The 26,973-nt window shown below is 67.7% G+C and carries 31 protein-coding genes; 20 read left to right on the top strand and 11 right to left on the bottom strand.

Features of this window, described 5'->3' with window-relative positions:
• Positions 1–31: 31 nt before the first annotated feature.
• The 3 genes from AC1M2K_RS05405 to AC1M2K_RS05395 all read left to right on the top strand — a co-directional run bounded on the left by AC1M2K_RS05405 (position 32) and on the right by AC1M2K_RS05395 (position 2,223).
• Positions 32–1,417 carry a glycine--tRNA ligase gene (locus tag AC1M2K_RS05405; RefSeq protein ID WP_480240137.1) on the top strand — a complete coding sequence of 462 codons (1,386 nt, stop codon included), beginning with the start codon at positions 32–34 and terminating at the stop codon, positions 1,415–1,417.
• A gap of 103 nt (positions 1,418–1,520) precedes the next feature.
• Positions 1,521–1,721 carry a hypothetical protein gene (locus AC1M2K_RS05400; RefSeq protein WP_480240136.1) on the top strand — a complete coding sequence of 67 codons (201 nt, stop codon included), beginning with the start codon at positions 1,521–1,523 and terminating at the stop codon, positions 1,719–1,721.
• Between the two features lie 115 nt (positions 1,722–1,836).
• Positions 1,837–2,223: a DUF4190 domain-containing protein gene (locus AC1M2K_RS05395; RefSeq protein ID WP_480238369.1), complete on the top strand. Its 387-nt coding sequence runs from the start codon at positions 1,837–1,839 to the stop codon at positions 2,221–2,223.
• A 64-nt stretch (positions 2,224–2,287) separates the two neighbouring features.
• Here AC1M2K_RS05395 and AC1M2K_RS05390 read toward each other — a convergent pair whose 3' ends face one another.
• The 8 genes from AC1M2K_RS05390 to idi all read right to left on the bottom strand — a co-directional run bounded on the left by AC1M2K_RS05390 (position 2,288) and on the right by idi (position 9,316).
• A complete protein-coding gene (locus AC1M2K_RS05390) occupies positions 2,288–3,628 on the bottom strand; it encodes a glutamyl-tRNA reductase (protein ID WP_480240807.1) in 1,341 nt (446 codons plus the stop codon).
• Between the two features lie 61 nt (positions 3,629–3,689).
• Positions 3,690–4,574, bottom strand: coding sequence for a prenyltransferase (locus tag AC1M2K_RS05385; RefSeq protein ID WP_480238368.1), 885 nt, complete (start codon positions 4,572–4,574; stop codon positions 3,690–3,692).
• Complete coding sequence (locus tag AC1M2K_RS05380; protein WP_480240135.1) at positions 4,561–4,899, bottom strand: lycopene cyclase domain-containing protein; 339 nt, start codon at positions 4,897–4,899, stop codon at positions 4,561–4,563. The genes AC1M2K_RS05385 and AC1M2K_RS05380 overlap by 14 nt, the downstream gene beginning before the upstream one ends.
• The gene (locus AC1M2K_RS05375; RefSeq protein WP_480238366.1) at positions 4,896–5,222 is read right to left on the bottom strand and encodes a lycopene cyclase domain-containing protein; all 327 of its coding nucleotides are present in this window, start codon (positions 5,220–5,222) and stop codon (positions 4,896–4,898) included. Before AC1M2K_RS05375 ends, AC1M2K_RS05380 begins: the two co-directional genes overlap by 4 nt.
• Complete coding sequence (crtI, locus tag AC1M2K_RS05370; protein ID WP_480240134.1) at positions 5,219–6,793, bottom strand: phytoene desaturase family protein; 1,575 nt, start codon at positions 6,791–6,793, stop codon at positions 5,219–5,221. Before crtI ends, AC1M2K_RS05375 begins: the two co-directional genes overlap by 4 nt.
• Positions 6,790–7,677 carry a phytoene/squalene synthase family protein gene (locus tag AC1M2K_RS05365; RefSeq protein ID WP_480238364.1) on the bottom strand — a complete coding sequence of 296 codons (888 nt, stop codon included), beginning with the start codon at positions 7,675–7,677 and terminating at the stop codon, positions 6,790–6,792. Before AC1M2K_RS05365 ends, crtI begins: the two co-directional genes overlap by 4 nt.
• Positions 7,674–8,744, bottom strand: coding sequence for a polyprenyl synthetase family protein (locus AC1M2K_RS05360; protein WP_480240133.1), 1,071 nt, complete (start codon positions 8,742–8,744; stop codon positions 7,674–7,676). Before AC1M2K_RS05360 ends, AC1M2K_RS05365 begins: the two co-directional genes overlap by 4 nt.
• Entirely contained in the window at positions 8,741–9,316 is a 576-nt protein-coding gene (idi, locus tag AC1M2K_RS05355) for an isopentenyl-diphosphate Delta-isomerase (RefSeq protein WP_480240132.1), read from the bottom strand. The genes AC1M2K_RS05360 and idi overlap by 4 nt, the downstream gene beginning before the upstream one ends.
• Positions 9,317–9,373: 57 nt before the next feature.
• On the opposite strand from idi, the gene AC1M2K_RS05350 reads away from it, so the two are divergent.
• Positions 9,374–9,916, top strand: coding sequence for a MarR family winged helix-turn-helix transcriptional regulator (locus AC1M2K_RS05350; RefSeq protein ID WP_480240131.1), 543 nt, complete (start codon positions 9,374–9,376; stop codon positions 9,914–9,916).
• Between the two features lie 30 nt (positions 9,917–9,946).
• On the top strand, positions 9,947–10,549 hold the full coding sequence (locus AC1M2K_RS05345; RefSeq protein WP_480238360.1) for a thermonuclease family protein: 603 nt from the start codon (positions 9,947–9,949) through the stop codon (positions 10,547–10,549).
• Between the two features lie 6 nt (positions 10,550–10,555).
• Here the strand turns inward: AC1M2K_RS05345 and AC1M2K_RS05340 are convergent, their stop codons facing one another.
• Entirely contained in the window at positions 10,556–12,028 is a 1,473-nt protein-coding gene (locus tag AC1M2K_RS05340) for an SDR family oxidoreductase (RefSeq protein ID WP_480240130.1), read from the bottom strand.
• A 66-nt stretch (positions 12,029–12,094) separates the two neighbouring features.
• On the opposite strand from AC1M2K_RS05340, the gene hemE reads away from it, so the two are divergent.
• The 12 genes from hemE to AC1M2K_RS05280 all read left to right on the top strand — a co-directional run bounded on the left by hemE (position 12,095) and on the right by AC1M2K_RS05280 (position 22,732).
• Positions 12,095–13,207 carry a uroporphyrinogen decarboxylase gene (gene hemE / locus AC1M2K_RS05335; protein WP_480238358.1) on the top strand — a complete coding sequence of 371 codons (1,113 nt, stop codon included), beginning with the start codon at positions 12,095–12,097 and terminating at the stop codon, positions 13,205–13,207.
• Complete coding sequence (gene hemG / locus AC1M2K_RS05330; RefSeq protein WP_480240129.1) at positions 13,204–14,736, top strand: protoporphyrinogen oxidase; 1,533 nt, start codon at positions 13,204–13,206, stop codon at positions 14,734–14,736. The genes hemE and hemG overlap by 4 nt, the downstream gene beginning before the upstream one ends.
• Positions 14,737–14,780: 44 nt before the next feature.
• Entirely contained in the window at positions 14,781–15,152 is a 372-nt protein-coding gene (locus AC1M2K_RS05325) for a hypothetical protein (protein WP_480238356.1), read from the top strand.
• An 18-nt stretch (positions 15,153–15,170) separates the two neighbouring features.
• Positions 15,171–15,584: a phage holin family protein gene (locus tag AC1M2K_RS05320; RefSeq protein WP_480240128.1), complete on the top strand. Its 414-nt coding sequence runs from the start codon at positions 15,171–15,173 to the stop codon at positions 15,582–15,584.
• Entirely contained in the window at positions 15,571–15,819 is a 249-nt protein-coding gene (locus AC1M2K_RS05315) for a DUF3618 domain-containing protein (protein ID WP_480240127.1), read from the top strand. The genes AC1M2K_RS05320 and AC1M2K_RS05315 overlap by 14 nt, the downstream gene beginning before the upstream one ends.
• Positions 15,820–16,002: 183 nt before the next feature.
• The gene (hemQ, locus tag AC1M2K_RS05310; RefSeq protein WP_480240126.1) at positions 16,003–16,725 is read left to right on the top strand and encodes a hydrogen peroxide-dependent heme synthase; all 723 of its coding nucleotides are present in this window, start codon (positions 16,003–16,005) and stop codon (positions 16,723–16,725) included.
• Complete coding sequence (locus tag AC1M2K_RS05305) at positions 16,722–17,903, top strand: ferrochelatase (protein ID WP_480238352.1); 1,182 nt, start codon at positions 16,722–16,724, stop codon at positions 17,901–17,903. Before hemQ ends, AC1M2K_RS05305 begins: the two co-directional genes overlap by 4 nt.
• Complete coding sequence (gene hemC / locus AC1M2K_RS05300; protein ID WP_480238351.1) at positions 17,900–18,859, top strand: hydroxymethylbilane synthase; 960 nt, start codon at positions 17,900–17,902, stop codon at positions 18,857–18,859. The genes AC1M2K_RS05305 and hemC overlap by 4 nt, the downstream gene beginning before the upstream one ends.
• A gap of 8 nt (positions 18,860–18,867) precedes the next feature.
• Positions 18,868–19,677, top strand: coding sequence for a uroporphyrinogen-III synthase (locus AC1M2K_RS05295; RefSeq protein ID WP_480240125.1), 810 nt, complete (start codon positions 18,868–18,870; stop codon positions 19,675–19,677).
• Positions 19,678–19,785: 108 nt separating this feature from the next.
• Complete coding sequence (hemB, locus tag AC1M2K_RS05290; protein ID WP_480238458.1) at positions 19,786–20,712, top strand: porphobilinogen synthase; 927 nt, start codon at positions 19,786–19,788, stop codon at positions 20,710–20,712.
• Positions 20,709–22,031: a glutamate-1-semialdehyde 2,1-aminomutase gene (gene hemL / locus AC1M2K_RS05285; RefSeq protein WP_480240124.1), complete on the top strand. Its 1,323-nt coding sequence runs from the start codon at positions 20,709–20,711 to the stop codon at positions 22,029–22,031. The genes hemB and hemL overlap by 4 nt, the downstream gene beginning before the upstream one ends.
• A gap of 95 nt (positions 22,032–22,126) precedes the next feature.
• Positions 22,127–22,732: a hypothetical protein gene (locus AC1M2K_RS05280; protein WP_480240123.1), complete on the top strand. Its 606-nt coding sequence runs from the start codon at positions 22,127–22,129 to the stop codon at positions 22,730–22,732.
• Between the two features lie 123 nt (positions 22,733–22,855).
• Here AC1M2K_RS05280 and AC1M2K_RS05275 read toward each other — a convergent pair whose 3' ends face one another.
• Positions 22,856–23,839, bottom strand: a complete 984-nt coding sequence (locus AC1M2K_RS05275) for an MDR family oxidoreductase (RefSeq protein WP_480240122.1) — start codon at positions 23,837–23,839, stop codon at positions 22,856–22,858.
• 32 nt (positions 23,840–23,871) lie between these two features.
• Here AC1M2K_RS05275 and AC1M2K_RS05270 point away from each other — a divergent pair, with 32 nt between their 5' ends.
• The 3 genes from AC1M2K_RS05270 to AC1M2K_RS05260 all read left to right on the top strand — a co-directional run bounded on the left by AC1M2K_RS05270 (position 23,872) and on the right by AC1M2K_RS05260 (position 26,071).
• On the top strand, positions 23,872–25,272 hold the full coding sequence (locus tag AC1M2K_RS05270; protein WP_480240121.1) for an MFS transporter: 1,401 nt from the start codon (positions 23,872–23,874) through the stop codon (positions 25,270–25,272).
• Between the two features lie 47 nt (positions 25,273–25,319).
• Positions 25,320–25,607 carry a hypothetical protein gene (locus AC1M2K_RS05265; protein ID WP_480240120.1) on the top strand — a complete coding sequence of 96 codons (288 nt, stop codon included), beginning with the start codon at positions 25,320–25,322 and terminating at the stop codon, positions 25,605–25,607.
• Positions 25,608–25,819: 212 nt separating this feature from the next.
• Positions 25,820–26,071 carry a hypothetical protein gene (locus tag AC1M2K_RS05260; protein WP_480238344.1) on the top strand — a complete coding sequence of 84 codons (252 nt, stop codon included), beginning with the start codon at positions 25,820–25,822 and terminating at the stop codon, positions 26,069–26,071.
• Here AC1M2K_RS05260 and trhO read toward each other — a convergent pair.
• A complete protein-coding gene (gene trhO, locus AC1M2K_RS05255; protein ID WP_480240119.1) occupies positions 26,068–26,973 on the bottom strand; it encodes an oxygen-dependent tRNA uridine(34) hydroxylase TrhO in 906 nt (301 codons plus the stop codon). The two genes, AC1M2K_RS05260 and trhO, sit on opposite strands and share 4 nt — an antisense overlap.

Raw genomic sequence — 26,973 nt, 5'->3', positions numbered from 1 at the left:
GGCACGGGCCCCGTTCGCATCAGGAGCCACAGTGGCCGCATCCAGCCGTCTCGACTCAGTCATCGCCCTCGCCCGCCATCGCGGATTCGTCTTCCAGGCCGGTGAGATCTACGGAGGCTCGCGATCCGCCTGGGACTACGGCCCGCTCGGTGTCGAGCTCAAGGAGAACATCAAGCGGCAGTGGTGGAAGTACATGGTCACCCGGCGTGACGACGTCGTCGGGCTCGACTCCAGCGTCATCCTCCCGAAGAAGGTCTGGGAGGCATCCGGCCACGTCGGGGTCTTCACCGACCCGCTCGTCGAGTGCCTGCACTGCCACAAGCGGTTCCGCGAGGACCACCTCCTCGAGGCATTCGAGGAGAAGAAGGGCCGCGCCCCGGAGAACGGCATGCTCGACATCGCCTGCCCGAACTGCGGCACCCGTGGCGAGTGGACGCCTCCTCGCGACTTCAACATGATGCTCAAGACGTACCTCGGCCCGGTCGAGGACGAGTCGGGTATGAACTATCTGCGCCCCGAGACCGCGCAGGGAATCTTCGTGAACTTCGCCAACGTGCTGCAGGCCGCGCGGATGAAGCCGCCGTTCGGCGTCGGCCAGATCGGCAAGTCGTTCCGCAACGAGATCACGCCGGGGAACTTCATCTTCCGGACCCGCGAGTTCGAGCAGATGGAGCTCGAGTTCTTCGTCGAACCCGGTTCGGACGAAGAATGGCACCAGTACTGGATCGACTACCGGTTCGCCTGGTACACCGACCTCGGCATCGACCCGGAGAACCTGCGCCTCTTCGAGCACCCGCAGGAGAAGTTGTCGCACTACTCGAAGCGCACCGTCGACATCGAGTACAAGTTCGGCTTCGTCGGTGGCGACTGGGGCGAGCTCGAGGGCGTCGCGAACCGCACCGACTTCGACCTGACGACCCACGCCGAGCACTCCGGCAAGGACCTCTCGTTCTTCGACCAGGGCAAGAACGAGCGCTGGGTGCCGTACGTCATCGAACCGGCGGCCGGCCTGACCCGCTCACTCATGGCGTTCCTCGTCGACGCGTACCACGAGGAGGAAGTGCCGAACGCGAAGGGTGGAACGGACAAGCGCACCGTGCTGAAGCTCGACCCGCGCCTCGCGCCGGTCAAGGCAGCGGTGCTCCCACTCAGCCGCAACGAGGCACTGTCTCCTGTGGCCAAGAAGATCGCCGCCGAACTGCGCGAATCGTGGAACATCGACTTCGACGACGCCGGGGCCATCGGCCGCCGGTACCGCCGCCAGGACGAGGTCGGCACACCGTACTGCGTCACCGTCGACTTCGACTCGCTCGAAGACCACGCCGTCACCGTGCGTGACCGAGACACCATGGCGCAGGAGCGGGTGCCGATCGACAACCTCTACCTCTACCTCGCGGAGCGGCTCAAGGGCGCATAGCTTCCTTCCGCATCAGAAGACAGGCCGCCCCGAACGGGGCGGCCTGTCTTCTTGCCCGGTTGTGGCCGGCATGGATAGGTTGAGGGACCACGAAGGAGCACCCATGGACACCGTTCTGATGATCGTTCTCGGCCTCGTCGCCGTCGGCACCGTGACGGTCGCCTTCCTGCTCGCACGCCGTGATGCCCGGGCTCGTCGATTCGAGGCGCTGCCGGGAACGGACCGGTATCCGCCCGAAAGAGTCGACGCCGAAGCGGCGTCCGGGGGAGCGCACATGGTCCGAGGCGGGGGCAATCCGCTCTGACCAGCGCCTTTTGTCCCGTGAAGACGGGGACAACTGCCCATGCCACACACCGTCACGGTCGTTGACACCCCATGGCGGTACTGCCAGCATGGAACCCGGCTTACGAAGGAGCACAATGACTGACAACAACACCCCGCCAGTACCCCCGGCCGGTTCGAACCAGCCCTACGGCCAGAACCCGCCCCAGGCTCCGCAGTACGGTGCCCCACAGCAGCAGGCACCGTACGGTGCTCCGGCATACGGCCAGCCCGGCCAGCCGAACCCGAAGTGGAACGTCCTCTCGATCATCACCCTGGTGAGCGCGGTCATCGGCTTCTCGCTGATCTCGATCGTCCTCGGCATCATCTCGCTGAACCAGATCAAGAAGACCGGCGAGCAGGGCAAGGTCCTCGCGATCATCGGTATCATCATCGGCGCGCTCTACACGATCGGCTACATCATCGCGATCTTCGCGTTCATCGCCCTCCTGGGCACTGCCGGCTCGATCGACTACTCGTACTGAGAACCCGCAAGAACGCCCCGCCACGAATTCGTGGCGGGGCGTTTTTCGTGCGCGGGGGCGACGGTCAGGACGCCGCTTCGTCTCCCACGAGCTCGATGACGTTCTCCTGCTCGATCTCGACCGTCAGTCCGAGGAGCGCGTCGAGCGCGTCGAGGTAGCGCTGGGCGTCTCCCGACCGGGCGAGCTCGCGGGCGCGGACGGTCGGCGCGTGCAGCAGCCGACCCATCATGTGCCGCAGTGCCTGCTCGGCGACTCCGTTGGGGTCCCTGGGAGCGACCCGGGCGATCTCGGCCTCGAGCACGTCGTGCGCCCGCTTCCTCAAGGCGACAACGGCGGGAGCGAGGCTCTGCTCGTCGGTCACCGTCGCGAACTTGCGCGCTGCCCTGTCCACGATCTGGTGGGCGTGGTCCGTTGCCTGCAGTTCCTCGAGCGGGGCGTGGATGCGGATCGTCTCCAGGTCGAGCAGGTCGACGCCGTGCACGCCAGCGACATCGGGGTCGACGTTGCGCGGCAGACCGAGGTCGATCACGAGCTGGCCGGCCGAGTGGTCGACAGGGCAGCCGGGTGTGGCGTCGTGTTCGAAGGCGGGCAGGTTCTCGCTGAGCGCTGCGCGCCCTGCGGTGAGCGCCGCCGCGTCGAGGACGAAGCCGGATGCCGTCGTGCAGGTGACGATGATGGTGGCGTCAGCGGCCTCGCGGGCGAAGGCATCCGCTTCGACGGCACGGATCGAGTGGCTCGCGGCGAATCGGGCGGCGCGGCCGGAGGGGGAGTAGACGGCGACGTCGGTCACCCCGCGGTCGCGGAGCGCGGCGAGGCTGGCGCCGGCGTATGCGCCTGTACCGATGAGGAGCACGCGGACAGTCGACCAGTCGACGATACGGCTCTCCGCGAGGTCGAGGGCCAGCCGGACGATCGAGCGGCCGGCGCGGCCGAGTGGGGTGTTGTTCTTCACCCCGCGTGATGTCTGGGACGCCCGCTGGAACAGCCGCTCGAGGTCGCTCGTGGTGGTTCCTGCTTCCCGAGCGGTCTCGAGCGAGCGCCGCACCTGGCCGGCGATCTCACCCTCGCCGACGATGACGGATTCGAGCCCGGCGGACACGGCGAAGAGATGCCGTGCGGCCTCTTCATCCGTGTGGACGCTCCAGGTCTCGTGCAGCTGACCCGCCGGGATTCCCGTTGCCGCGCTGATCGCGGCCGTGGCCGCTTCGATTCCGACCTGCTGGCCGGCCGTGACCGGTTCGTCGAGGTCGATGTAGGCCTCGAAGCGGTTGCAGGTCGAGATGACGACTGCTCCCGCGACACATTCCGAGTGCCCGGTGATTCGTCGACCGACCGACTCGGCGCCCCCGGAGAGTCGCTCGAGCAGGTCGAAGGAGGCGTTTTTGTGACTCGCCGTCAGACACATGAGCACCCTCCAAGGATAGCCGCTCCCGGAGAGTGGTCCTGCCGTGTCCGCCCCGAGCGGATCAGCCGCGGAGGAACACCCAGGCGATCAGCAGCATCGTGACGAAGAACCCGACGGCGTAGTTCAGCCAGAGAAAGTGCTTCCAGCCGCGGTTTGCACGCTCGGAATCGGCGTCGCTGAGCGCGCGGTATGGCCACGCCGCGGCGATGTACGGAACGGCGAGGAGCGCCGCGAGCGGCCCCGGCCACTCGGTCACGAGCATGAGCAGGCCGGCCAGGGTCCAGGCGGCGATGGCCAGCCTGACCGTCGTCTTTGCCCCCATCACTGTGGCGATGGAGGCGATGCCTCCTGCGCGGTCGGGCAGGATGTCCTGCACGGCGCCGAACGCGTGGCTGGCCATGCCCCAGAGGAAGAACGCTCCGAGCACGGCGAACAGCGCGGGGGTCGGTACGGCCCCGGCGAGGACCAGCCCGTAGACCGCAGGGCTGACGAAGTGGATGCTCGACGTCACCGAGTCGAGGAAGGGCCGCTCCTTGAACCGGAGACCGGGGGCTGAGTACGCGACGACGGCGAACAGGCTGACCGCGAGGACGAGCCAGGATGCCGGCCCTCCGAGCAGGACGAGGACGACGAGAAACGGGACGCAGGTCACGGCCGCGGCGATCAGCGTCCAGCGGTGCAGGCTGCGGTCGAGAAGGGCTCCCTCCACACCGCCCTTGCGCGGGTTGGCGAGGTCGGACTCGTAGTCGAAGACGTCGTTGATGCCGTACATGGCGAGGTTGTACGGCACGAGGAAGAAGATCGTGCCGACGACGAAGGCGAGATCCACCGTCCCGGTGGTCAGGAGGTAGGCGGCGGCGAAGGGGAACGCCGTGTTGATCCAGCTCAGCGGGCGGGAGGAGAGCAGGAGCTGACCGGCGACGTGGGCTGGGCTAGTCGTGCTCATCGGCATCCCGCCGTGAGGTCCGGCCGAGGAGCAGCCAGAGCGATGGGAGAAGCAGGAGACCGGCAAGCGGGTAGGCGAAGTCCTCCAGGGGCGCGGATCCGAGAAGGATGCCCGCGAGATGCTCCGGCTCGTAGACCATGAGACCGGTGGCGATCATGACGTTGTCGAAGATCGCGGTGAGCACCATGAGCGCGGTTCCCGCGGCGACGACGGGGAGCCACCACCGGCGGATCAGGACCTTCCGGTCTTTCGCAGCGGCGAGTGCGATCGCCAGGATGGCCGCGGCGACGAGCAGGAAGACGAGGCTGAGCGTGAGGTACGTCATCGGCGGACCGCCCGTGTCCGGAAGAGGGTGTCTGCACCGGTGATCAGCACCATGGTCAGGTAACAGAGGAAGGCCAGGAAGAAGAGCTCCTCGAGCGGGAGCTCAGGGGCGACCACGATTCCGGTCATGAACGCGGTCTCTCCCCGGTAGAAGATGCCGAGCCCGATGCCGAAGAGGTCCCAGAGCACGAAGAACACGACCCCGGTGATGAGGACGATCGTGGCGCGGCGGGCATCCCGCCAGAAGAAGAGCGTGAAGCGCCGGTCAAGGAGCACCATGCAGCCGATGGCGGCCAGCAGGGTGAGCAGGTACACGACGCTCATAGCGGCTCGGGGAGCGGGCCTGTGCTGAGATCGCCCCTGATCCGCTTGAGGACGAGCTCTGCGCTGATCAGGCACATCGGGAGCCCGATGCCAGGAACAGTGGTCGCTCCGGCGTAGTACAGGCCGTCGACGTGGGACGAGACGTTCTTTCCGCGAAGGAACGCGCTCTGCCTGAGGGTGTGCGCAGGGCCGAGCGAGGTGCCGCGCCACGAGTTGAGGTCATCTCTGAAGTCTCGCGGGCCGACGGTCCTCCGCACAACGATGCGCTCGGCGAGGTCGGGAATCCCCGCCCACGTCGAGATCTGGGCGATCACCTCATCGGCGAGCTCCTCGACGAGTGGCGACCCGTCGCCGTCGTCTCCCCCCGAGCCGATGCCTGGGTCAGCCGGGACCGGGACGAGCACGAAGAGGTTCTCGCCTCCGTCTGGCGCCGCGCCGGCGTCGGTCGCGCTCGGGCGGCAGACGTAGATCGATGCAGGATGCGGGATCGACGTGGTCTCTCCGAAGATGCGGTCGAAGTTGTCGTGCCAGTCCTCGGTGAAAAACAGGCTGTGGTGGGCGAGCTCGGGGAGTGCGCCTTGCACGCCGAGCATCAGCAGGACGGCGCCAGGGCCTGGCACTCTTTTCGTCCACCAGGACTCGGGGTAGGTCTGCAACGCACGCGGCAGCAGCGTCGTCTCCGTGTGGTGGAGGTCGGCTGCGGAGACGACGACATCGGCGGTGAGCCGGTGCCCTCTGCCGTCGGCGTCGGTGTACCGCACGCCGGTCGCCCGCGCCCGCTTGCCGCCCGCCGTCGTGATCGCGGTCACCGTGGCATCCGTCGTCACCGTCACTCCGGCCGACTCCGCCAGCGAGGCGATCCGTGAGATCACCTCGGAGAATCCGCCGCGGGGGTAGTAGACGCCGTCCTCGAGGTCGAGGTGACTCATCAGGTGGTACAGGCTCGGGGCGATGAACGGCGACGAACCGAGGAAGACGGCGGGGTAGCCGAGGATCTGTCGGAGCCTGGGGTCGGTGAACGACCGGGAGATCAGGGTGTCGAGGGGCTGCAGGAGCAGGCGCGCCAGCCGCCCGGTTCGGCGCACCACGTCGCGGGTGATCGCCGTCCGGTAGGACTGGAAGGTGCTGTAGAGGAATCGTCTGACCGCGATCTCGTACGTGTCCCGTGCCGAAGCCAGGTAGCGGGTGAGTGCAGCGCGCCCGCCTGGTTCGATCCGTTCGAACGTGTCGAGGTTGGTCTCGCGGTCTGCCGCGATGTCGATCGGATCCGGGTGCTTCTCGAAGAACACCCGGTAACCGGGGTCGAGTCGGTCCAGGGTGAGTTCGGCGTCGGCCGAACTGCCCATCAGCCGGAAGAAGTGGTCGAAGACCTCAGGCATGAGGTACCAGGACGGGCCGGTGTCGAATCGGTACCCGTCCTTCTCCCAGCTCCCCGCACGACCGCCGACCTCGCTTCTGGCCTCGAGCAGGGTGACCGTGAATCCGTCCCTCGCCAGGAGGCCGGCGGTCGCGAGTCCGGCGATACCGCCGCCGACAACGATCGCCGACCGGCCTGCGTTCGCGGCGCTCACAGTGGCCTGGACGGCATCGTCGAGCGGGCGAGGATGGCAAGCTTCGTGCGGGTCGAGACCCTGACCCTTGTGGCGAGCAGTTCGGAGGCCGGCGTCGACCGGACCCGGTCGGTCAGCACGCTGAACAGGCCGTGCGCCGCTGCCACGGCCCTGCGGCAGTCCTTCGGAAGTTCCGGGATGACGGCCCCTGCGGCATCGAGGTCGGCCTGGATGTCGGCGACGAGCCCCGACTTCTGAGCCTCGGTGAGGCGCCCGGGGTCGATGTCGGGGAAGTAGTTGCGCCCGAGCACGGTCCAATCCACAGCGAGGTCGCGGAGGAAGTTGATCTTCTGGAACGCCGAACCTAGTCGCCTGGCGCCCTCTTCGAGCCGCATGCGCTGGGCGTCTGTCATCTCGTGGTCCCTGAGAAACACCTTGAGGCACATCAGCCCGACGACCTCGGCGGAGCCGTAGATGTACTCGTCGAGTTCCTGCCTCGTGAAGTCGACGGGGCTGAGGTCCCTGCGCATCGACGCGAAGAACGGAGCGGTGAGGTCGACGCCGATGCCGCTGTCGCGTGCCGTGGTTGCAAAGGCGTGGACGACGAGGTTGGTGCTGTACCCGTCCTGGATGGCGGCCACCGTCTCGGCTTCGAGCGCGTCGAGCAGGGCCCGCTGTCGGTCGAGTCCGAGGCCCGCCTGCTCCGCTGCACCGTCGACGACTTCGTCTGCGACCCTGACGAGGGCGTAGATGTCTTCGACGCGATTCCGGATGCCGCCGGCGAGCAACCGGGACGCCATGCCGAACGAGGTGGAGTAGTCACGGATGATCCGGGACGAACTCCGATGGGCGACACGCGAGTAGAGGGAGAGGTCGCTGGACGCGGCCGGCTTCCTGGCCATCATGCCGTCCGCACCACTGCATGGCGTGCGACCTCGCGCAGGTGGGCGGTCAGGGCGGGAGGCAGCGACGAGCTCTCGATGAGATCGACGGCACGCGAGACGTGGTCGGCGATGAGCGCGTCGACGAAGCTGCGTGCCCCGCACTCCTCGAGGGCGGTGCGCAGGATGATCCCGTCGGCGTCGGAGAGACCGGGTTCTCCGAGAGCTTCCTCGATGCGAGGCCAGTGGGCGGTCGACCTGGCGTGGGAGATCAGCGGGGTCTCCTTGCCGTTGCGGAGGTCGTTCAGCACGCTCTTCCCTGTGACATCCGCATCTCCGAAGACGCCGAGCAGATCGTCGCGGAGCTGGAAGGCGATGCCGACGAGCCGGCCGAACTCGCCGAGCGTGCCCAGGGTGTCCGCGTCGGCTCCTGCGAGCAGCGCGCCGGCCTTGAGCGGGGCTTCGAACGAGTAGCTCGCCGTCTTCTGCTCGGTCATGTCCATCACGTCGGTGAGCGATGGCACCAGGACACGGGCGCTGAAGGCGACGTCGGAGAGTTCGCCTGCGGCCGTGACGAACACGCTCCGATCGAACAGGTCGAGGAGCGGACCGCGGATGTCTTCGCCGACAGCGAGCCGCGCGATGAATCCCTGGGCCGCCTGGATGAGGAGGTCGCCTGCGAGGATCGCTGATGCCTCTCCCCAGGTCCGTGCGGCGGCGTCTGTCGCGCCGCGAGCCGAGGCATCCGCGGCGAACGCTCCGACGAGGTTGGGGACGCCGCGGCGGACGATGTCGTGGTCGATGACGTCGTCATGCAGGAGGAACGCCGTGTGGAGGAGCTCGAAGGCCGTGGCGATTCGCAGGGCCGAGTCGTCGTCTCGTCCGCCGAGGTCACGGTAGACGCCGACGACGAGGGCCGGCCGGAATCGCTTGCCACCCATGCTTGCCTCGCGGGCGGCTTCCCAGAGCAACCGGTAATTGTCGCCGTACGCGGTCGCCAGGCTGATCCGGTCGGCGAAGAAGGTGTCGAGGCGGTCCTGGACCGCGTCGTGGACATCGGTCCCCGCGAAATCGGTCAGCACGTTCGTCACCGTGCCTCCCGTTTGAACCCAGAACCGCCGAGAAGCGGGAGTTCGGCCGCCTGCAGCACGAGCCAGGGGCTGAACGCCCACGGGGTCGCGGCGATCGACCGGCCGAGGGCCGCCGGGTCGACCCAGGCCGTGTCCATCACCTCGAGCGGGTTGGGCACCGGGTCACTGTCCGCGCGCGCCAGGTAGACCGGGCACACCTCGTTCTCGACGATGCCGGAGGCATCGACGGCGCGGTACCTGAAGTCGGGGAGCGCGAGTTCGAGGCCGGTGATGTCGAGCCCCAGTTCGTAAGCGGCCCTTCGATGCACCGAATCCGCCGATGATTCGTCCGGCTGCGGGTGGCCGCAGAAGGAGTTCGTCCAGACCCCCGGCCAGGTCGACTTCCCGAGGGCGCGACGGGTGACGAGGATCTCGCCTGCGGCGTTCTGCACGTGGCAGGAGAAGGCCAGGTGCAGAGGAGTGTTGGCGCTGTGCACCGTCGCCTTGAGGTCGGTGCCGACCACTTCACCATCGGCGCCGAGCAACACAACCCGCTCGACGGTCTCCTGAAGGTGCATGTCGTCATTCCTCATTTTTGCTAGCCAAGTGAGTAAATAGATTAGCATGAGTATTTCTCGTATGATAGCGAGATGGCTACCGACCACTTTCCCGCGCGACCTGCGGCGTGGATGCTCGATCCGAGAGTGATCGACCCCTCGCAGGAGCTCGTGGACCGTGCGTCGATGGACGACGCCGAGGTCGATTCTGTCGTCCGGGTGCTCGCCGCACTTCGCGCCTGGTCGGACGCAGAGCAGAAGATGAGCCAGGCGTCGCAGAAGCACATGAAGCTCAATGCGACCGACATGAAGGCGCTTCGCTTCCTCATGGCATCGCGCAACACGGATTCGATCGTCACACCCGGGTTGCTGGCCGAGACGCTGCACATCTCGAGCGCGTCGACCACCAAGATGCTCGACCGGCTGGAGCGCGCCGGGCACGTCATGCGCTCGCCCCACCCGACGGATCGCCGGGCGCTGATGATCACGGTGACGGATGCGACGCGCTCAGAGGCGAGGGAGACCGTCGGCCGGATGCACGCCAGGCGCTTCGCCGCGGCGGCACGGCTCAGCCGGGAGGAGCGCGACGTCGTCATCCGGTTCCTCAACGATCTCGGCGACGGTCCCGACCAGTAGGATCGGCAGGCAGCGGTCGAAGGAGGAACGATGCTCCGCAGACTGATCGTCATCCTGATCGCCGGTGTCCTTGCCGTCGGTGCGCTTCTCGCGTACTCCTCCGGGCTGGACGTTTCCTTTCCAGGGGCAGCGCCTGCCACGGCTCCTGCAGCGCCCCCTGTCCCCGTCGATCCGGTCACCCAGCCCTCCGGGCTTCCCGCAGCACCATCCGCAGCAGCCGAGGCTGCCGTCGTCGTCCGCGTCGTCGACGGGGACACCCTCGTGGTCGACCGCGGCAACGGCGATGAACGGGTACGGCTCGTCGGGGTGGACACGCCGGAGACCGTCGCCCCGAACTCACCGGTCGAGTGTTTCGGGCCTGAGGCTTCCGCATACGTCACCGGCCTCCTCGCCGGGGCAACGGTGAGCCTCGACCCCGATCCGAGCCAGGCAGACGCCGATCGCTACGGCCGTCTGCTCCGTTACGTCTGGGTGGCGACGGATGCGGGCGGCTGGAACTCGGTCGAGGTGATGCTGCTCACCGGTGGATTCGCCGAGCCGTACCGGGACACCCACTCGCGAAAGGCCGGCTTCGACGCGCTGGGCGCAGACGCCATGGCCGCTGGGCGCGGTCTGTGGGGCTCGTGCCCGTGACCTCCGTCAGGACGGGCGGCTCTCGGCCTCGAGCGTGATCCGATTGGCCATGCCGTTGAAGATGATGCCGTGGAACGGAAGGATGGCGAACCAGTAGAGCCGCCCGGAGAGCCCCATCGGGAAGAACACGGCTCGCTGGCGATAACGGGACCCGCCGTTCTCACCCGGCTCGATCTCCATCTCCAGCCAGGCCTTCCCCGGAACGCGCATCTCGGCGCGGAGCCGGAGGCGGCGCTCGTGCTCGAGGGACTCGACCCGCCAGAAGTCCAGAGCGTCACCGGTCTGCAGCTCCTGCGCGTGCCTGCGTCCACGGCGCAGGCCGACGCCTCCGACGAGCTTGTCGAGCCAGCCACGCAGTGCCCAGGCCAGGGGGAACGAATACCAGCCGTTGTCGCCGCCGATGCCCTCGATGACCGTCCAGAGCTGGGCGGGCGTGGCATCCGTGTCCCTGACCTTGAGATCGGTGAACACCGTGTGCCCCGCCCACTCAGGGTCGCTCGGCAGCGGGTCGCTCGGCGCCCCGACCACTGACGCGTTCTGCCAGCTGGTCTCGACGGCGCCGTCGCGCATCTTCGCGAGGGCAAGGCGCACGGCACGGCGATAGCCGGTGAGGCCGCCATCAGGGGGAGCGATCACATCGTCGATGTCGTGCTCGCGCATGATGCAGTCGTACTGGAGCGACTCGACGATCGGCACGGCGATCGACCGCGGGATCGGTGTCACGAGGTTCACCCACTGCGACGCCAGCCAGGGCGTGAGAACCGGCAGGGCGGCGATTCCACGCTGCGGGAGTCCTGCTTCGAGGGCGTAGCCGTTCATCATCTGGCCGTAGCGGAGGATGTCGGGGCCGCCGATGTCGAACGTCCTGTGAATTTCGGGGGGCAGGTCGACGGCGGCCAGCAGGTAGTGCAGCACGTCGCGGATGGCGATCGGCTGGATCCGGTTGCGCACCCACTTCGGCGCAGGCATGTACGGCAGCACCTCGGTGAGGTGCCTGATCATCTCGAACGAGGTGGAACCCGAGCCGATGATGACCCCGGCCTGGAACGCGACGGTCGGCACGCCTGAGGCGAGCAGCGTCTCGCCGACGAGCACCCGGGAACGCAGATGGCGGGACAGCTTGGGAGTGTCCGGATGCAGTCCGCCGAGGTAGACGATCCGGGAGACCCCGGCCCCTGCGGCGGCGGATGCCACGCTCGCGGCAGCGGCGCGCTCCTCCGATTCGAAATCTCCCCTGCCGGTCATCGAGTGGACGAGGTAGTAGACGACGTCGATGTCGTCGCAGGCGTTCGCCACGGCATCCGTGTCCTCGAGCGTGCCCTCGACGATCTCGACCTGCCCGGCCCACGGCACATCGACGAGCTTCTGCGGTGAACGCACGAGCACGCGAACCCGGTGTCCTGCGTCGAGGAGCCGGGGGACCAGGCGCCCGCCGACGTATCCGGTCGAGCCGGTGACGAGTACATGCTTCGCTGTCATGCCGAGGACCATACGCCACCCACCCCCGGATCTGGCGGGAGGTGAGGAATTTGACACAATGAGTGCGTGCAGCTTTCTCAGAACCACCCGCTTGAAGCAGGACTCACCCACGATTCCCGGCTGATCACCGCGTATGGCGGCAGTCGTCCCGACGTCACCCCGGTGTGGTTCATGCGCCAGGCCGGCCGCTCGCTCCCCGAGTACCGCGAACTGCGCGTCGGGAACGCCATGCTCGATGCCTGCCTCACCCCCGAACTCGCCAGTGAGATCACACTGCAGCCGGTGCGCCGGCACGGTGTCGACGCCGGGATCTTCTTCAGCGACATCGTCGTGCCGCTCAAGCAGGTGGGCGTCGATGTCGAGATCGTCCCGGGAAAAGGCCCAGTGCTCGGCACGGCCGTCCGCACCGCTGCCGACGTCGACAGGCTCGTCTCGCTCGACCCCGCCCAGCTCGACGAGACGCTCGCCCCTGTCGTCGATGCTGTCGGGCTCACGGTCGCCCAGCTCGGCTCGACTCCACTGATCGGCTTCGCCGGGGCTCCGTTCACGCTTGCCGCCTATCTCGTCGAGGGTGGGCCGTCTAAGGACCACATCCACGCACGCACCCTGATGCACGCCGATCCGGATGCCTGGGCACGCCTGATGGAATGGGTCGCCGAGGTCACCGGCCGGTTCCTCCGCGCGCAGGTGCTCGCAGGGGCGTCGGCGGCTCAGCTGTTCGACTCCTGGGCGGGTGCCCTCTCACTCGACGACTACGTGCGCCACGTGGCACCGGCATCCGCCCGTGCTCTCGAGCACGTCCGCGACCTCAGCTACACGACGGCTCGAGCCGAGCCTGGCGATCGCGAGACGCACAACGTGCCGATCGTGCACTTCGGAGTCGGGACGGGCGAACTGCTCAAGGCCATGCATGACATCGGGGCCGATGTGGTCGGAGTCGACTACCGCGTGCCGCTCGACGAGGCGTCGCGTCGCCTCGGTGGCGTCGTGCCCATCCAGGGCAACATCGACCCCGCCCTCCTCTCCGCCCCGTGGCCCGTGCTCGAAGCGCACGTCCGCGACGTGCTCGAGCGTGGCACGAACGCGCCGTCGCACGTGCTGAACCTGGGCCACGGTGTTCCGCCCGAGACCGATCCCGCCGTGCTCACCCGCCTCGTCGAGTTCGTTCACGCGCAATGATCGAACCCAGGCACGTCGTCGTGATCGGCGGAGGGGTCGCCGGACTCGTCGCCGCCCTTGACTGCGCCAGGGTGGGCATCCGCGTCACCGTGATCGAAAGCGCAGAAGCCCCCGGAGGCTCTGTGGCCACCGAGACCGTCGCCGGGATCCGGGTGGACACAGGTGCCGAGAGCTACGCGACCCGTGGGGGGACCGTGCGGTCCCTCGTCGACAGCCTCGGTCTCTCGGACGCCGTCGTCGCTCCTGCGGCCGCCGGAGCGTGGGTGAGACTCGCGGGCGGCCGCTCGGCTCCGCTGCCGAAGGCCGGGCTGCTCGGCATCCCGTCGAACCCGCTCGCGGAGGACGTGCGCCGCGTGATCGGCTGGCGTGGAGCGATCCGCGCCTACATGGATCGTCTCCTTCCCGTCCTCACCATCGGCAAAGAGCACAACCTCGGCGACCTCGTCGGACGCCGGATGGGCAAGGCGGTCCTCGAATCCCTGGTCGCCCCCGTCACCCGCGGCGTCTACTCGGCCGACCCGGCCGACCTCGACGTCACCCGTGCCGCCCCTGGCCTCAACCGGGCACTGACCGTCACCGGTTCGCTGTCAGGCGCCGTCGGCCTGCTGCGGGCGGATGCTCCGGCCGGTTCGGCCGTCGAGGGCCTCCGCGGCGGGATGTCGACGCTCGTCGACGCGCTCGCCGCCGAACTGCGGGAGCGCGAGGGTGAGCTGCTCCTCAGCACGGCGGTGACCTCGCTCGCCCGCGTCGACGACGCGCCCGACGGCGACGACTCCGCGTCATTCACGCCGAACTGGCAGCTGACCCTCGATGACGAGCGCGTCATCGACGCAGACTTCGTGATCGTCGCTACCCCGGAGGCGGGAGCGCTCGAGCTTCTTTCTCCGTTCTCGGCGGAGATCGCGACAGCGGAACCCTCAGACACCCCGACCGTCGAACTCGTCACGTTCGTCCTCGACGCTCCGGCACTCGACGCAGCGCCCCGCGGAACGGGCGTCCTGGTCGCCGAGTCCGCCCGACAGTCCGTCACCGCGAAGGCGCTCACCCACTCCACCGCCAAGTGGGCGTGGCTGAGAGACGCGGCACGCGCTGAGCATCCTCACCGCCACGTCATCCGCCTGTCCTATGGGCGACAGGGGACTGAGAACCCCACCGTCGGTCGGCCGGATGCGGACGTGCGGTCGCTTGCCCTCCATGACGCATCGGAGATCCTCGGCGTCCCTCTCGAGGACGCGGCCGTCGTCGGCTTCGCCAGAACCGTGTGGAAGGGCACGCTCCCCGGCGCGGCCACGGGCCAGCGGGAGCGGGCGGAGACCCTGCGCGCCGCGACCGCCGCCATCGGCGACATCGACGTCACAGGAGCGTGGCTCTCGGGCACAGGACTGGCCTCCGTCGTGCCGGACGCGCTCGCCGCCTCTGGCCGGATCAGGCACCTCGTGGCCTCGTCCTACCTCGACTCGGGACTTCTGGGCGACGGGCATACCAGAACAGGCATGGACAAAACCACCCCGGACGAAAGAGCCGAGTAGGGTCTACGCTTGACACGCTGGTAGCGCGACGAAACGGAGTGAACATGAGGGGCAAGCTGATTTTTGTGGCCGGACTGGCCACCGGATATGTGCTCGGATCCCGCGCGGGTCGTGCACGCTACGAACAGATCAAGAAGAACTGGCTGAAGGTCTGGAACACGGACGCCGTCCAGGACAAAGTCGAACTCGTCGAAGGATTCGCCAAGGCACGCGCGAGCGAGCTTCCGAAGGCGCTGTTCGACGGAGTGAAGAAGGTCTCGACCGCCATCGGCGGCGAGGGGACACCGGGCCAGAAGCTCGACGCCACCATCGCCAAGACGAAGGATGCCGTCGACGACGTGGTCGACAAGGTCAAGCCGGAGAGCTCGACGCCGTCGAAATCCTCGAGCACGTCAACGCCACGCACCACCAAGTAAACGTCGGGAGAGTTCGACATGACGGACCGCACCGTGAACGACAAGAGCCGTGAATCGCTCATCACTCTGATCGGCACCCTGCCATCTCTGGTGACGAACCTGATCCAGGCCGAGATCGAGCAGCTCAAGACGAAGGCCAAGCACCTCGGCAGCTATGCGGGCAAGGGCGCGATCTTCGTCGTCATCGCGCTGGTCTTCCTGTTCTTCGCCATCGGCACGCTCGTCGCCGTCGGTATCCTCGCCCTCGCGCTCGTGATGCCGGCCTGGCTCGCGGCGCTGATCGTCTTCGTGGTGTTCCTGCTCATCGCGGTCGTGCTCGCGCTCATCGGCGTCAGCTACTTCAAGAAGATGGGCGAAGACCCGGGCCCGATCGAAAGCGTGAAGAAGGACATCCGAGCCGTGAAGGGAATGGGCGAATATGACCGCTACTAATCCGGCGATCCCGTCGACCGAGCAGGCCAGGGCCGAACTCGCCTCCACGCTCAACGCCATCGAGGACAAACTCAACGTTCCCCGCAAGGTGTCCCGCGCCGTCGCGCGCGGAAAGGTCACTGTTGCGCGGCTGAAGCGGGAGAACCCGACAGCGCTCGTCGCCGGGATCACCGCCGTCGCCCTCGCGGCAGGCACAGCAGCCTGGGCGATCACCCGGGCCATCGTCAACCGCTAGGAGCGGCCGCCTCTTTCGTGGCATCCGGCTGGGCGCCGTCGCGCAGGGTTCTCAGGAGATCGCACGGCATTTAGGATGCTTTCCGCGTTTTTCTCCTGATAAGCGTGTGATCTCCTTTTCGCGCGGACCTGCCGCGTGCGTACAGATTTGGGTAGGGCGAGATAAAGAGTGATGATGTTAGGTATGACTCACCCGGCCTCTGCCGAGGCACCCTCGTCCCTGGATAATCCCGAACCCGAAGAGAACCCGACCGGCTTCACCCTCTGGGCCGTTCTGCGCCGTGACCCCGATCATCGAGCGCACCTGAGCGACCACGCCGTCTTCGAACTCGACGGTGCCGTCGCCCGCGTCCAGGCCGACGGCGTGACCGTCCGCGGCTTCTACGACGTGTCAGGGCTCAAGGCCGACGCCGACCTCATGATCTGGATCCACGGCGACACTGCCGACGGACTGCAGCGTGCGCTCCGCGTGTTGCGCCGGACGAACATCCTTCGTCCTCTGCTCCCCACCTGGAACGCCATGGGCGTCCACCGCGAGGCCGAATTCAACAAGCGCCACGTCCCCGGCTTCCTCCGCGATATCGAGCCGAAGGACTGGCTCACGGTGTACCCGTTCGTCCGAAGCTACGAGTGGTACCTGCTCCCGGACGAGGAACGCAGCGCGATGCTGGCCGACCACGGGCGCAAGGGCGCGGCGTTCCGCGGCGCGATCGCCAACACCGTCTCGGCATTCGCTCTCGGCGACTACGAGTGGATCCTCCCCATCGAATCCAACGAACTCGTCGAGCTCGTCGACCTCATGCGTGAACTCCGCGCGACGGATGCCCGCAGGCACGTCCGCGAGGAAGTCCCGTTCTACACCGGTCGCCGCATCGCGACCAACGAAATCCCGGAGGTCCTGCAGTGAGTGAACTCGTCCTCGGCGCGTCCGACGCCGCCGCGTCCGGTGAGGCGCACGTCACCGAACCTGTCGCGTACGACGCCATCCTGCTCGCCGGCTTCGGCGGGCCAGAGGGTCAGGACGACGTCATCCCGTTCCTGCGCAACGTCACCCGCGGCCGCGGCATCCCCGAGGAACGCCTCGAGGAGGTCGCGCACCACTACCGCCACTTCGGCGGCGTGAGCCCGATCAACGACCAGAACCGCCAGCTCAAGGCAGCACTCGAGGCTGAGCTCGCCTCGCGTGGCATCGACCTGCCCGTGCTCTGGGGCAACCGCAACTGGGACCCATACCTGCGTGACGCCCTCGCCGAGGCGAACGACCGCGGCTTCACGAAGCTCATCGCCATCGCCACCAGCGCGTACTCGTCGTACTCCAGCTGCCGGCAGTACCGCGAGGACTTCGCGATCGCCCTCGACGAGACGAATCTGTTCGACCACATCTCGATCGACAAAGTGCGCCAGTTCTTCGACCACCCAGGATTCGTGACACCGTTCATCGACGGTGTCCGCGACGGGCTCACGCAGATCCAGCGCGACAACCCGGGTATCGATCTGTTCAGCGAGGTCGAGGTCCTCTTCTCCACCCACTCGATCCCGTCCACGGATGCCGCGAAGTCCGGCCCCGCCGAGCGCGGTTTCGGCGAAGGCGGGGCGTACGCCGCCCAGCACAACGCCGTCGCAGAGGTCGTCATCGAGTCGGTGAAGCGTGAACTTTCCCTCGACGGCGAGCTGGCCTGGCAGCTCGTCTACCAGTCCCGCTCAGGCCCGCCGAGCATGCCGTGGCTCGAGCCCGACATCAACGACGCCATCGCCGAACTGCCCGCCCGCGGCATCCGCGCCGTCGTCATCGTGCCCCTCGGTTTCGTGAGCGACCACATGGAGGTGCTCTGGGACCTCGACAACGAGGCGACGGAGACCGCCGGTGAGCAGGGCCTCTACTCAGTGCGCGTCCCGACCCCTGGCACCCACACCGCATACGTGACCGGGCTCATCGACCTCGTGCTCGAGCGGCGCGACGGGACCCCTGTCGCCGACCGTCCGGCGATGACCGACCTCGGACCCTGGTACGACGTGTGCCGTCCGGGATGCTGCGAGAACGTTCGTCTCGGATTCAAGCCGGCTCTTGCCGGACTGAAGCCATGACCCTCCTCATCGGAACGCGGGGCAGCGCTCTCGCGATGGCCCAGACCGGCGAGATCGCCGATGCGATCACGGGTGCCACCGGTGTTCCCACCGAACTCGTGCCGGTGACGACCCACGGAGACGTGTCGCGTGAATCGCTGGCCAGTCTCGGCGGCACCGGGGTGTTCGCGTCCGCGCTGCGCGAGTTCCTCCTGCGCGGCGAGTGCGACCTCGTCGTGCACTCGATGAAGGACCTGCCGACCGTCGCGTACGCCGGGCTGCGGATCGGAGCAGTGCCCGAGCGCGCTGACGCACGTGACGTGCTGTGCGCGCGCGACGGACTCACCCTCGCCACGCTCCCTGACGGAGCGCGCGTCGGCACGGGTTCACCGCGACGGGCGGCTCAGCTCGCGTCGCAGCGCCCTGACCTTCGGATCGTCGACATCCGCGGCAACGTCGGAACCCGCCTCGGATTCGTGACGGACGGCGAACTCGACGCCGTCGTCCTCGCCGCCGCCGGACTGGGCCGACTCGGCCGGCTCGACGCCGTGACAGAGTACTTCGACCTCGGAACCTGGCCGACAGCCCCCGCCCAGGGCGCCCTCGCCATCGAAGTGCGGACGGCGGCATTCGACGACCGTGAAGGAAATGTCGCCGTGCTCGACGCCATCGATGCGATCGAGCACCTCGAGACCCGTGCGACGGCGACAGCGGAGCGTGCCGTCCTCAACCGACTCGAGGCCGGTTGCGCCGCGCCGATCGGCGCCCACGCCGTGATCACGGCAGGCGGGATCCGGCTGACCGCAGCCGTCTATGCGCCCGATGGCTCTGATTCCCTGACCCTCACCGGGGAGGCCGATTTCGCGACCTCAGCCGGACACGAGATCATGGGGACGGCGGAGACCGTCGGCAGTGCCCTGGCTGACGACCTCCTGGCCCACGGAGCGGCACACCTCGCACCACTCAGGCAAAGCTGAAGGCAATCATGATGTCCACACCCGCACACCCCAAACCGCTGAAGGGCTGGCGCATCCTCGTGCCCCGCGGCGGTCCGTGGGGTGACAGCGTCGCCGCCGACCTGCGCGCCCGTGGAGCGACTCCCGTCGTCGCCCCGATGATCAATTTCGCCCCGACCGAGGACCCCGAGCGGCTCACGTCCTCACTCGCTGCCCTCGCAGACGGCAAGTTCGACTGGCTCACCGTGACCAGCGCCACCACTGTCGACGTCATGTACTCGCAGGGGGTCCGGATCCCCGAGCGGACGCGGGTCGCCGCCGTCGGAGAGACGACCGCCGCCGCGCTGCAGGCCGTCGGTTACCGGGTCGACCTCGTCCCGGCCAAAGACAACTCGGCCAAGGGAATGCTCAGCGAACTCACCCGTCTCGAACCGAAACCGAGACGATTCCTCACGCTGCGGTCCGAGATCGCCAAGCCGCTCCTGACCGAAGGGCTCGTCGCTGCAGGACACGACGTCGAATCCGTCGTCGCCTATCGGACCATCGGTGAACCGGTGTCTGAGAAGGTCATCACTGACGTCCGCTCCGGCAGGATCAACGGCATCCTCGTCACGAGTGGCAGCGTGGCGCGGCAGGTCGTCGACCAGTTCGGTGCCCTGCCCGAATCCACGCTCGTCGCCGCCATCGGACCCCGAACGGCGAAGGATGCTGCCAGCTACGGGCTCACCGTCCACGTCGTCTCGCGGCACCAGACGGTGGCTGCGCTGCTCGACACGATGGTGGCCCTCGTCGAGTCCGGCGAGGCACCCAGGGCGGTTGAGGCAGCCAGGGACGCCTGACCCCGGTCGGGCCCCAGGCCACTCGGCAGGGTTCCAGCCGCGGGCGCGTAGGCTTGGCGGGTGAACGTACCCGTGATTCGCCCCCGCAGACTCCGTCAGACCCCTGCCATGCGCCGCCTCGTTTCCGAGACGCGGGTGCACCCGGCCGAACTCATCCTTCCGATGTTCGTCAGGGAGGGCGTCAGCGAACCCGTTCCGATCACATCGATGCCCGGCGTCGCGCAGCACAGCCTCGACTCGCTCAAGCGCGCTGCGGCCGAAGCCGCGGAAGCCGGCGTCGGTGGAGTCATGCTGTTCGGGGTTCCGAGCACGCGTGACGCGATCGGTTCGCAGGCGACAGACCCGAACGGCATCCTCAACGTCGCGACGGCCGCACTCGTCGCTGAGGTCGGCGACGCTCTCGTCGTGCAGACGGATCTCTGCCTCGACGAGTTCACCGACCATGGGCACTGCGGTGTGCTCGACGATTCCGGCCGGGTCGACAACGACGCCACCCTGGAGCGTTACGTCGAGATGGCCCTGGTCCAGGCCGACGCTGGGTCCAGCATCCTGGGTCTCAGCGGAATGATGGACGGCCAAGTCGATGCCGTCCGCACCGCCCTCGACGAGGCCGGTTTTCTCGACACCGCGATCCTCGCCTACTCGGCGAAGTACGCGTCGGCGTTCTACGGTCCGTTCCGCGAGGCCGTCGACTCCCAGCTGAACGGTGACAGGCGCACCTACCAGCTCGACCCGGGCAACCGGCGTGAGGGCATGCGCGAGTCCACCCTCGACATGTCCGAGGGTGCTGACATCGTCATGGTGAAGCCGGCGGGGAGCTACCTCGACGTGCTCGCAGATGTCGCGGCCATGAGTGATATTCCAGTGTGGGCATACCAGGTCTCCGGTGAGTACGCCATGATCGAGGCCGCAGCGGCGAACGGGTGGATCGACCGCAGGAGGGCGATCGAAGAGTCGATCGTCGGCATCCGGCGCGCGGGGGCCGATGCCGTCCTGACCTACTGGGCGACCGAGCTCGCCGGGTGGCTCCGATGAACAACGAAGAGCTCTTCAGCCGCGCCAAGCAGTCCATCCCCGGTGGGGTCAACTCACCCGTCCGTGCCTTCGGCTCGGTCGGAGGAACGCCCCGCTTCCTGGTGAGGGCGGCAGGTGCGACGGTGACGGATGCCGACGGCAGGGACTATATCGACCTGGTCGGTTCGTGGGGACCTGCGATCCTCGGCCACGCCCACCCCGACGTGGTGCGCGCGGTTCAGGACGCAGCAGCCCGCGGGCTCTCCTTCGGTGCATCGACCCCCGCAGAAACGGAACTCGCCGAACTGGTGAAGCAACGCGTCTCCGCTGCCGGCGTCTCGCCGATCGAGAAGCTGCGTCTCGTCTCCACAGGCACAGAGGCGACCATGACGGCGATCAGGCTCGCCCGCGGCTTCACCGGCCGCGACCTGCTTGTGAAGTTCGCCGGCCACTACCACGGCCACTCCGATGGTCTCCTGGCGGAGGCAGGTTCGGGCCTGGCCACTCTCGCCATGCCGGGCTCTGCCGGAGTGACGGCGGCAACAGCCGCCCAGACACTCGTTCTGCCGTACAACGACCACGACGCCCTGCGCGCCGTGTTCGCCGAACGCGGCGACCAGATCGCCGCCGTGATCACCGAGGCGGCCGCCGCGAACATGGGCGTGCTCGCCCCCGACCGCGGATTCAACGCCGCGCTCGTCGAGCTCGCCCACGACAACGGCGCACTCGTCATTCTCGACGAGGTGCTCACCGGTTTCCGCGTCAGCTCCTCCGGCTACTGGGGTCTCTCGCTCGCAGACGGCCCGGTCTACCAGCCCGACCTGTTCACCTTCGGGAAGGTCATCGGCGGAGGTATGCCGCTGGCGGCATTGGGTGGCCGATCCGACATCATGGACTATCTCGCCCCTGTCGGCCCTGTGTACCAGGCCGGAACGCTCTCAGGCAATCCGGTGGCTGTGGCCGCAGGCATCGCGACGCTCGAGCGGGCTACCCCGGCCGTCTATGCCCGCCTCGATGAGGCATCCGCTGCACTGTCCGCCGCGGTCTCCGACGCTCTCAGCCATGAGGGTGTCGCCCACGTCGTGCAGCGGGCGGGCAACCTCTTCAGCTTCGTCTTCGCCGAGGAACGCCCGCGGAACTACGCCGAGGCACAGGCGCAGGAGAGCTGGCGGTACGCACCGTTCTTCCACGCCATGCTCGACGGCGGCGTGTCGCTTCCGCCGAGCGTGTTCGAGGCGTGGTTCGTCTCCGCCGCCCACGACGAGCGGGTCATCGGCCGGATCGTCGATGCCCTGCCCGCTGCGGCCCGTGCTGCTGCGTCGGCCGTGAAACCGGCCTGACCGGTTACGGCCGTGAGGACGGCGACAAGCTGGGTGTTACCTCTTTGTGAGGTTTCACGACGGCGTTTTCCTTCGGGCACCGGCAGACTAGGGTGATGGCTCGCCTCCTGCTGCATTCCGATCGTCTCGAAGTTGTTTTGTCGACGGCCGAGAAGACGCTCGCACTTCGCCGGGAGAACATCATCGTGCCTCGCTCGTCGATCCGTTCGGCCACGCTCACCGACGATCCCTGGATCTGGGTCCGTGGCATCCGCGCGCCGGGAACAGCCATCCCACTGACCCTCGCCGTCGGACAGTGGAAGTTCCACGGAGGCAAGGACTTTCTCGTTCTCAAGGGCACGAAGCCCTCAGTGGTCATCGATATAGCCGACGAGGAATTCGCCAGGGTCATCATCACGACGAAGCATGGGATGGAGCTCGTCTCCAAACTGCAGGACGATGTGAAGCCGGTGAAGAAGTCGCCGCGCGTGCGCAAGACCACACCGCAGGTGACGCCCAAGCCCAAGCGCGTGGTGAAGCCCAGGACGGATGCCGAGGCCCTGACGGATGCCGCAGCGCCGGTCACCGCAGACGGCGACGCCGTCGTGACCACAGACACGGCGACGGCGGCCGCGAAGGCCCGCGCACCACGGAAAAGCAAGCCATCTGCATCTTCCGAGCAGCCTCCCGCACCAGTCGACACCCAGCCAGACACGATCTGACGACGCCGGCTCGACCCGGTTGGTCGCACGGCCGGGCTGCACGCGCGGGTCTTTCGGCGTCGCGCGGGTGTTTTTCCACCCGCGTGAGGCCGATCCGCCCGCGCCACGAGGCGGGTCCGGCCGTCAGGCGTTGACGTCGACGACGGTACGGCCGCGAACGTCGCCCTCCAGAATGCGCGTGGCGGCATCCTTCGCTGCGTCGAGGGGAACGACCTCGGTCATCCGGTCGAGGAGGCTCAGGTCGAGATCGCTCTCGAGCCTGGACCACGCCTCCTGCCGGAGGGCGAGCGGGGCGTCGACGGAGTTGATCCCGACGAGGCTGACGCCGCGGAGGATGAACGGCAGCACCGTAGCGGGCAGGTCGGCTCCCTGGGCGAGTCCGCATGCCGTGGCCACACCGCCGTACCTGAGTTGCGCGATGGCGTTGACGAGCGTCGTGCTGCCGACCGCGTCGACGACGGCTGCGTAGCGCTGGGACTGCATCGGCTTGCCCGGATCGGACAACGTGGATCGGTCGAGAAGTTCGGTGGCGCCGAGCGAGCGCAAGTAGTCGCCCTGGCTCTCGACCCGGCCGGTAGACGCGACGACCTCGTGGCCGAGTGCGGAGAGAAGCGCAACGGCGACCGACCCGACACCGCCGGCGGCACCCGTGACGAGAACCGGGCCGTCACCCGGTTCGACTCCGTGGCGCTCGACGGCGAGCACCGAGAGCATGGCGGTAAACCCCGCAGTCCCGATGGCGGCCGCGCGCAGGGGACCGACGGCATCCGGAACACGGACGAGATTCGCGCCGTCGACACGTGCCCGTTGCGCCAGGCCTCCGTGGTGGCTCTCACCCAGGCCGTCGCCGTTGAGCAGGACCCGGTCGCCGGGGGACCAGTCGCCGGAATCCGACGATTCCACCGTGCCGACCAGGTCGATGCCGGGGATGAGCGGCCACGTGCGCACCACGCCCGGCCGGCCGTTGAGGGCAAGGCCGTCCTTGAAGTTGATGCTCGAGTACGCGACCGTGATGGTTGTGTCTCCGGCCATGAGGTCGTTGTCGGTGAGGTCGCGGAGGGAGGCATCCTCTTTCTCCACCCACCAGGCTTTGAACGTCGTCGTCATACGGCCAGCCTAGGCCGGGGGAGAATGGGTGGATGCCGCGCTCGGGAACCCTCAACCGGCCGCTGGCGCTGCTCGTCGCAGGCACGTTCTTCATGGAGACGCTCGACGGCACGATCATCCAGACGGCCGCTCCGGCGATCGCCGCCGACTTCGGCGTGCGCGCGGTAGACATCAACGTGGCGATGACGGCCTATCTGCTGACCCTGGCGATCGGTGTGCCTGTCAGCGGCTGGCTCGCCGACCGGTTCGGCACGAAACGGATCTTCTGCATCGCCATCGTGATCTTCACCGTGGCGTCTGCCCTCTGCGCGGTCAGCACCACCCTGCCGATGCTGTGCGCGATGCGCGTGCTGCAGGGCATCGGCGGTGCGATGATGGTGCCCGTCGGCCGACTTGCGGTGCTGCGGGCGATCGACAAGCGCGACCTGCTGGATGCCATGGCCTACCTGACCTGGCCGGCGCTTCTCGCACCGGTGCTCGCGCCGGTGATCGGCGGCGTCCTCACCGACACCGTCGGTTGGCAGTGGATCTTCCTCATCAACATCCCTATCGGCGTCATCGCCTTCCTGGCGGCGCTGAAGTTCGTGCCCGCCATCGACGAACGCTCGACGGACCGGCTCGACTGGTGGGGGTTTGTGCTCGTGGGGGTGGCTCTCGCTGCGCTCGTCCTCGGCATGGAGCAGGTGGGAGGCGGCCCGACCGACTGGCTGCTGGTCGGCATCCTGCTCGTCGTCGCCGCCGGTGTCGGGGTGCTGGCCGTCCGGCGGATGCTGCGCGCGCGGCATCCTCTTCTCGACCTCTCTGCGTTGCGACTGCACACGTTCCGCGTCGGAAACGTCGGAGGCGGCGCGTACCGTCTCCTCATCGGTGCCGCTCCGTTCCTGTTCGTCCTGCTCTTCCAGTCGGGATTCGGCTGGAGCGCGTCGCAGGCCGGGCTCCTGGTCATGGCGGTCTTCCTCGGCAACATCCTGATCAAACCGGTGACGAGTCCGCTGATCCGACGGTTCGGATTCCGCCGGGTGATCGTGGGCGCAAACCTCTGCGGCGCACTCGTCTACGTCGGTTGTGTGTTTCTCACGGCGGACACCCCGCTCCTGGTCACGGCGCTCGTGCTCTTCGCCAGCGGCGTGTTCCGGTCGATCGGGTTCAGCGGGTACAACTCGATCCAGTTCGCGGATGTGCCCCCCGAGCTCACCTCACGGGCGAACACGCTCGCGTCGACCATGCAGCAGGTCGCGATCGGGCTCGGCATCGCGGCAGCCGCCCTCATCGTGAGGGTCACCACTCTGGCCGCGTCTGCTGTCGACCCGGCGCAGCCGGACCTCGGCTACAGCTGGGCGTTCGCGGTCGTCGCGGTGCTGTTGCTGTTCCCGGCGATCGAGGCAGCGCGGATGCCGTCGCACGCGGGTGCAGAGGTCGCTGCGCGGCGCTAGTTCGGCTACGGCCAGAGTGCGATACCGGGCGCGGATAGGGTTGCCACATGAAACGCATCGACTACTACGGCCGCTCATTCACCGTCTCGGATCGTTATGCAGAGGCGTTGGTCGGCTACCTGAACCACCTCGTCGAAACGGGCCAGCCACAGGGACAGTTCTTCACCATGCGCTGCTACACGGCCGACCCGACCGTGGTCATCGAGGTCACCGCCCAGTTCGTGGCCGGCGTTCCGCTTCTCGTCTACCCGGCGGATGCCGCCTTCGACGGGGTTGAAGAGATCGTCGACGAACCGGCCGCGATCACGCGGTTGACCGCCTTCGCTGCGGCGTAGCCGCCCGGCCTGCATTCCGCCGCACGTTTTGCAGGAGATCGCACGGTTGTCAGGCGAAAAGTCGGGAAAGCATCCTGATAATCGTGCGATCTCCTGACAATCGCGCGGTGCGCCGCCCGCCCCGCCGTCCCGTCACGTTCCGCCGACAGCGCAAGGCCTTGCCCGCACGGAGCCCACGCGCCTAGCGTCGGGGAAAACGAAGGAGACACCAGATGAGTGACATCGAGAACGGTTCGCCCAAGAACGCCCTGCCAGACGGCCTCTCGGCCACGCCCGAGGTCGTCGACGCCCAGTTCGTCGAACAGGGCTACAGCGAAGACATCGTCTCATCGCCCGAGATGCGCGGCCAGGAGTACGGCGGAGACAACGAACTGCTCAAGGAGCACTACAACGCCGACGATGCCGACCCCGAGGCTGCGGACGAGATCCTCAACGACCAGATCGACGGCCGTACCGACGGTTAGCCCGTGACGGCCGCGTGCGTCTCGCAGAGGGGCGCCGCGGCCGCGTGCTCCGTGCACAGGACGAGCTGGGTGCGGCAGGAGGCATCCGCACAATTCTGCATGTGCTTGCTTGGCGTCCCGCAGACCGCGCAGGTGCCGACGACGGCCGCGTGGTCGGAGAAGTCCATCGACATGCGGTTGTCGAAGACGTAGAGCGAGCCCTCCCAGAGGCCGTCATCGCCGAAGGTCTCGCCGTAGCGGACGACTCCGCCGTCGAGCTGGTAGACCTCGCCGAAACCGCGGCTCTTCATCAGCCCTGAGAGCACCTCGCAGCGGATGCCGCCGGTGCAGTAGGTGACGACGGGCTTGTCCTTGAGGTGGTCGTACTTGCCGCTGTCCAGCTCGGCGACGAATTCCCGCGTGTTCGACACGTCGGGGACGACCGCATTGCGGAAGTGCCCGATCTCGGCTTCGAACGCGTTCCTGCCGTCGAAGAAGACGACATCGTCGCCGCGGTCTGCCACGAGCTCGTGGAGTTCGGCCGGCTGCAGTTTGGTTCCCCCACCGACGACGCCGTCGGCATCCACCTGAAGTTCCCCCGGCGCCCCGAACGACACGATCTCGTCGCGCACCTTGACCACGAGCCGGGGGAAGTCGAGGCTCGCCCCGTTCGCGTCGAGCCCGGTTCCCTCCGACCACTTGACGTCGAGGTTCTTGAACGCCGGGTACTCGCGGGTCTTGCGGAGGTACTTCTTCACCGCGCCGAGTTCGCCACCGATGGTGCCGTTGAGACCGTCCTTTGACAGCAGGATCCGGCCACGCAGGTTGAGGGACTCGGCGAGGTCTCGCTGCCAGAGCCTCACGGCATCCGGGTCGGCGAGTGGCGTGAAGACGTAGTAGAGAAGGATCTTCGAGATGGCCAC

It is taken from the genome of Mycetocola sp. Y171 (assembly GCF_056713165.1).
This window is presented reverse-complemented; position numbering and strand designations above follow the sequence as displayed.

Bases quoted from the DNA above. Each gene is read 5' to 3' on its own strand.
- AC1M2K_RS05265 (WP_480240120.1), top strand. From the start codon at position 25,320: ATGAAACGCATCGACTACTACGGCCGCTCATTCACCGTCTCGGATCGT.
- AC1M2K_RS05385 (WP_480238368.1), bottom strand. From the start codon at position 4,574: ATGAGCACGACTAGCCCAGCCCACGTCGCCGGTCAGCTCCTGCTCTCC.
- idi (WP_480240132.1), bottom strand. From the start codon at position 9,316: ATGAGGAATGACGACATGCACCTTCAGGAGACCGTCGAGCGGGTTGTG.
- AC1M2K_RS05260 (WP_480238344.1), top strand. From the start codon at position 25,820: ATGAGTGACATCGAGAACGGTTCGCCCAAGAACGCCCTGCCAGACGGC.
- AC1M2K_RS05275 (WP_480240122.1), bottom strand. From the start codon at position 23,839: ATGACGACGACGTTCAAAGCCTGGTGGGTGGAGAAAGAGGATGCCTCC.
- AC1M2K_RS05280 (WP_480240123.1), top strand. From the start codon at position 22,127: ATGGCTCGCCTCCTGCTGCATTCCGATCGTCTCGAAGTTGTTTTGTCG.
- AC1M2K_RS05350 (WP_480240131.1), top strand. From the start codon at position 9,374: ATGGCTACCGACCACTTTCCCGCGCGACCTGCGGCGTGGATGCTCGAT.
- AC1M2K_RS05375 (WP_480238366.1), bottom strand. From the start codon at position 5,222: ATGAGCGTCGTGTACCTGCTCACCCTGCTGGCCGCCATCGGCTGCATG.
- hemB (WP_480238458.1), top strand. From the start codon at position 19,786: ATGCGCCGCCTCGTTTCCGAGACGCGGGTGCACCCGGCCGAACTCATC.
- hemQ (WP_480240126.1), top strand. From the start codon at position 16,003: ATGACTCACCCGGCCTCTGCCGAGGCACCCTCGTCCCTGGATAATCCC.
- AC1M2K_RS05395 (WP_480238369.1), top strand. From the start codon at position 1,837: ATGACTGACAACAACACCCCGCCAGTACCCCCGGCCGGTTCGAACCAG.
- hemC (WP_480238351.1), top strand. From the start codon at position 17,900: ATGACCCTCCTCATCGGAACGCGGGGCAGCGCTCTCGCGATGGCCCAG.
- AC1M2K_RS05380 (WP_480240135.1), bottom strand. From the start codon at position 4,899: ATGACGTACCTCACGCTCAGCCTCGTCTTCCTGCTCGTCGCCGCGGCC.
- AC1M2K_RS05270 (WP_480240121.1), top strand. From the start codon at position 23,872: ATGCCGCGCTCGGGAACCCTCAACCGGCCGCTGGCGCTGCTCGTCGCA.
- AC1M2K_RS05320 (WP_480240128.1), top strand. From the start codon at position 15,171: ATGACGGACCGCACCGTGAACGACAAGAGCCGTGAATCGCTCATCACT.
- AC1M2K_RS05315 (WP_480240127.1), top strand. From the start codon at position 15,571: ATGACCGCTACTAATCCGGCGATCCCGTCGACCGAGCAGGCCAGGGCC.
- hemL (WP_480240124.1), top strand. From the start codon at position 20,709: ATGAACAACGAAGAGCTCTTCAGCCGCGCCAAGCAGTCCATCCCCGGT.
- AC1M2K_RS05345 (WP_480238360.1), top strand. From the start codon at position 9,947: ATGCTCCGCAGACTGATCGTCATCCTGATCGCCGGTGTCCTTGCCGTC.
- AC1M2K_RS05340 (WP_480240130.1), bottom strand. From the start codon at position 12,028: ATGACAGCGAAGCATGTACTCGTCACCGGCTCGACCGGATACGTCGGC.
- AC1M2K_RS05325 (WP_480238356.1), top strand. From the start codon at position 14,781: ATGAGGGGCAAGCTGATTTTTGTGGCCGGACTGGCCACCGGATATGTG.
- AC1M2K_RS05390 (WP_480240807.1), bottom strand. From the start codon at position 3,628: ATGTGTCTGACGGCGAGTCACAAAAACGCCTCCTTCGACCTGCTCGAG.
- AC1M2K_RS05365 (WP_480238364.1), bottom strand. From the start codon at position 7,677: ATGATGGCCAGGAAGCCGGCCGCGTCCAGCGACCTCTCCCTCTACTCG.
- AC1M2K_RS05400 (WP_480240136.1), top strand. From the start codon at position 1,521: ATGGACACCGTTCTGATGATCGTTCTCGGCCTCGTCGCCGTCGGCACC.
- AC1M2K_RS05295 (WP_480240125.1), top strand. From the start codon at position 18,868: ATGATGTCCACACCCGCACACCCCAAACCGCTGAAGGGCTGGCGCATC.
- hemG (WP_480240129.1), top strand. From the start codon at position 13,204: ATGATCGAACCCAGGCACGTCGTCGTGATCGGCGGAGGGGTCGCCGGA.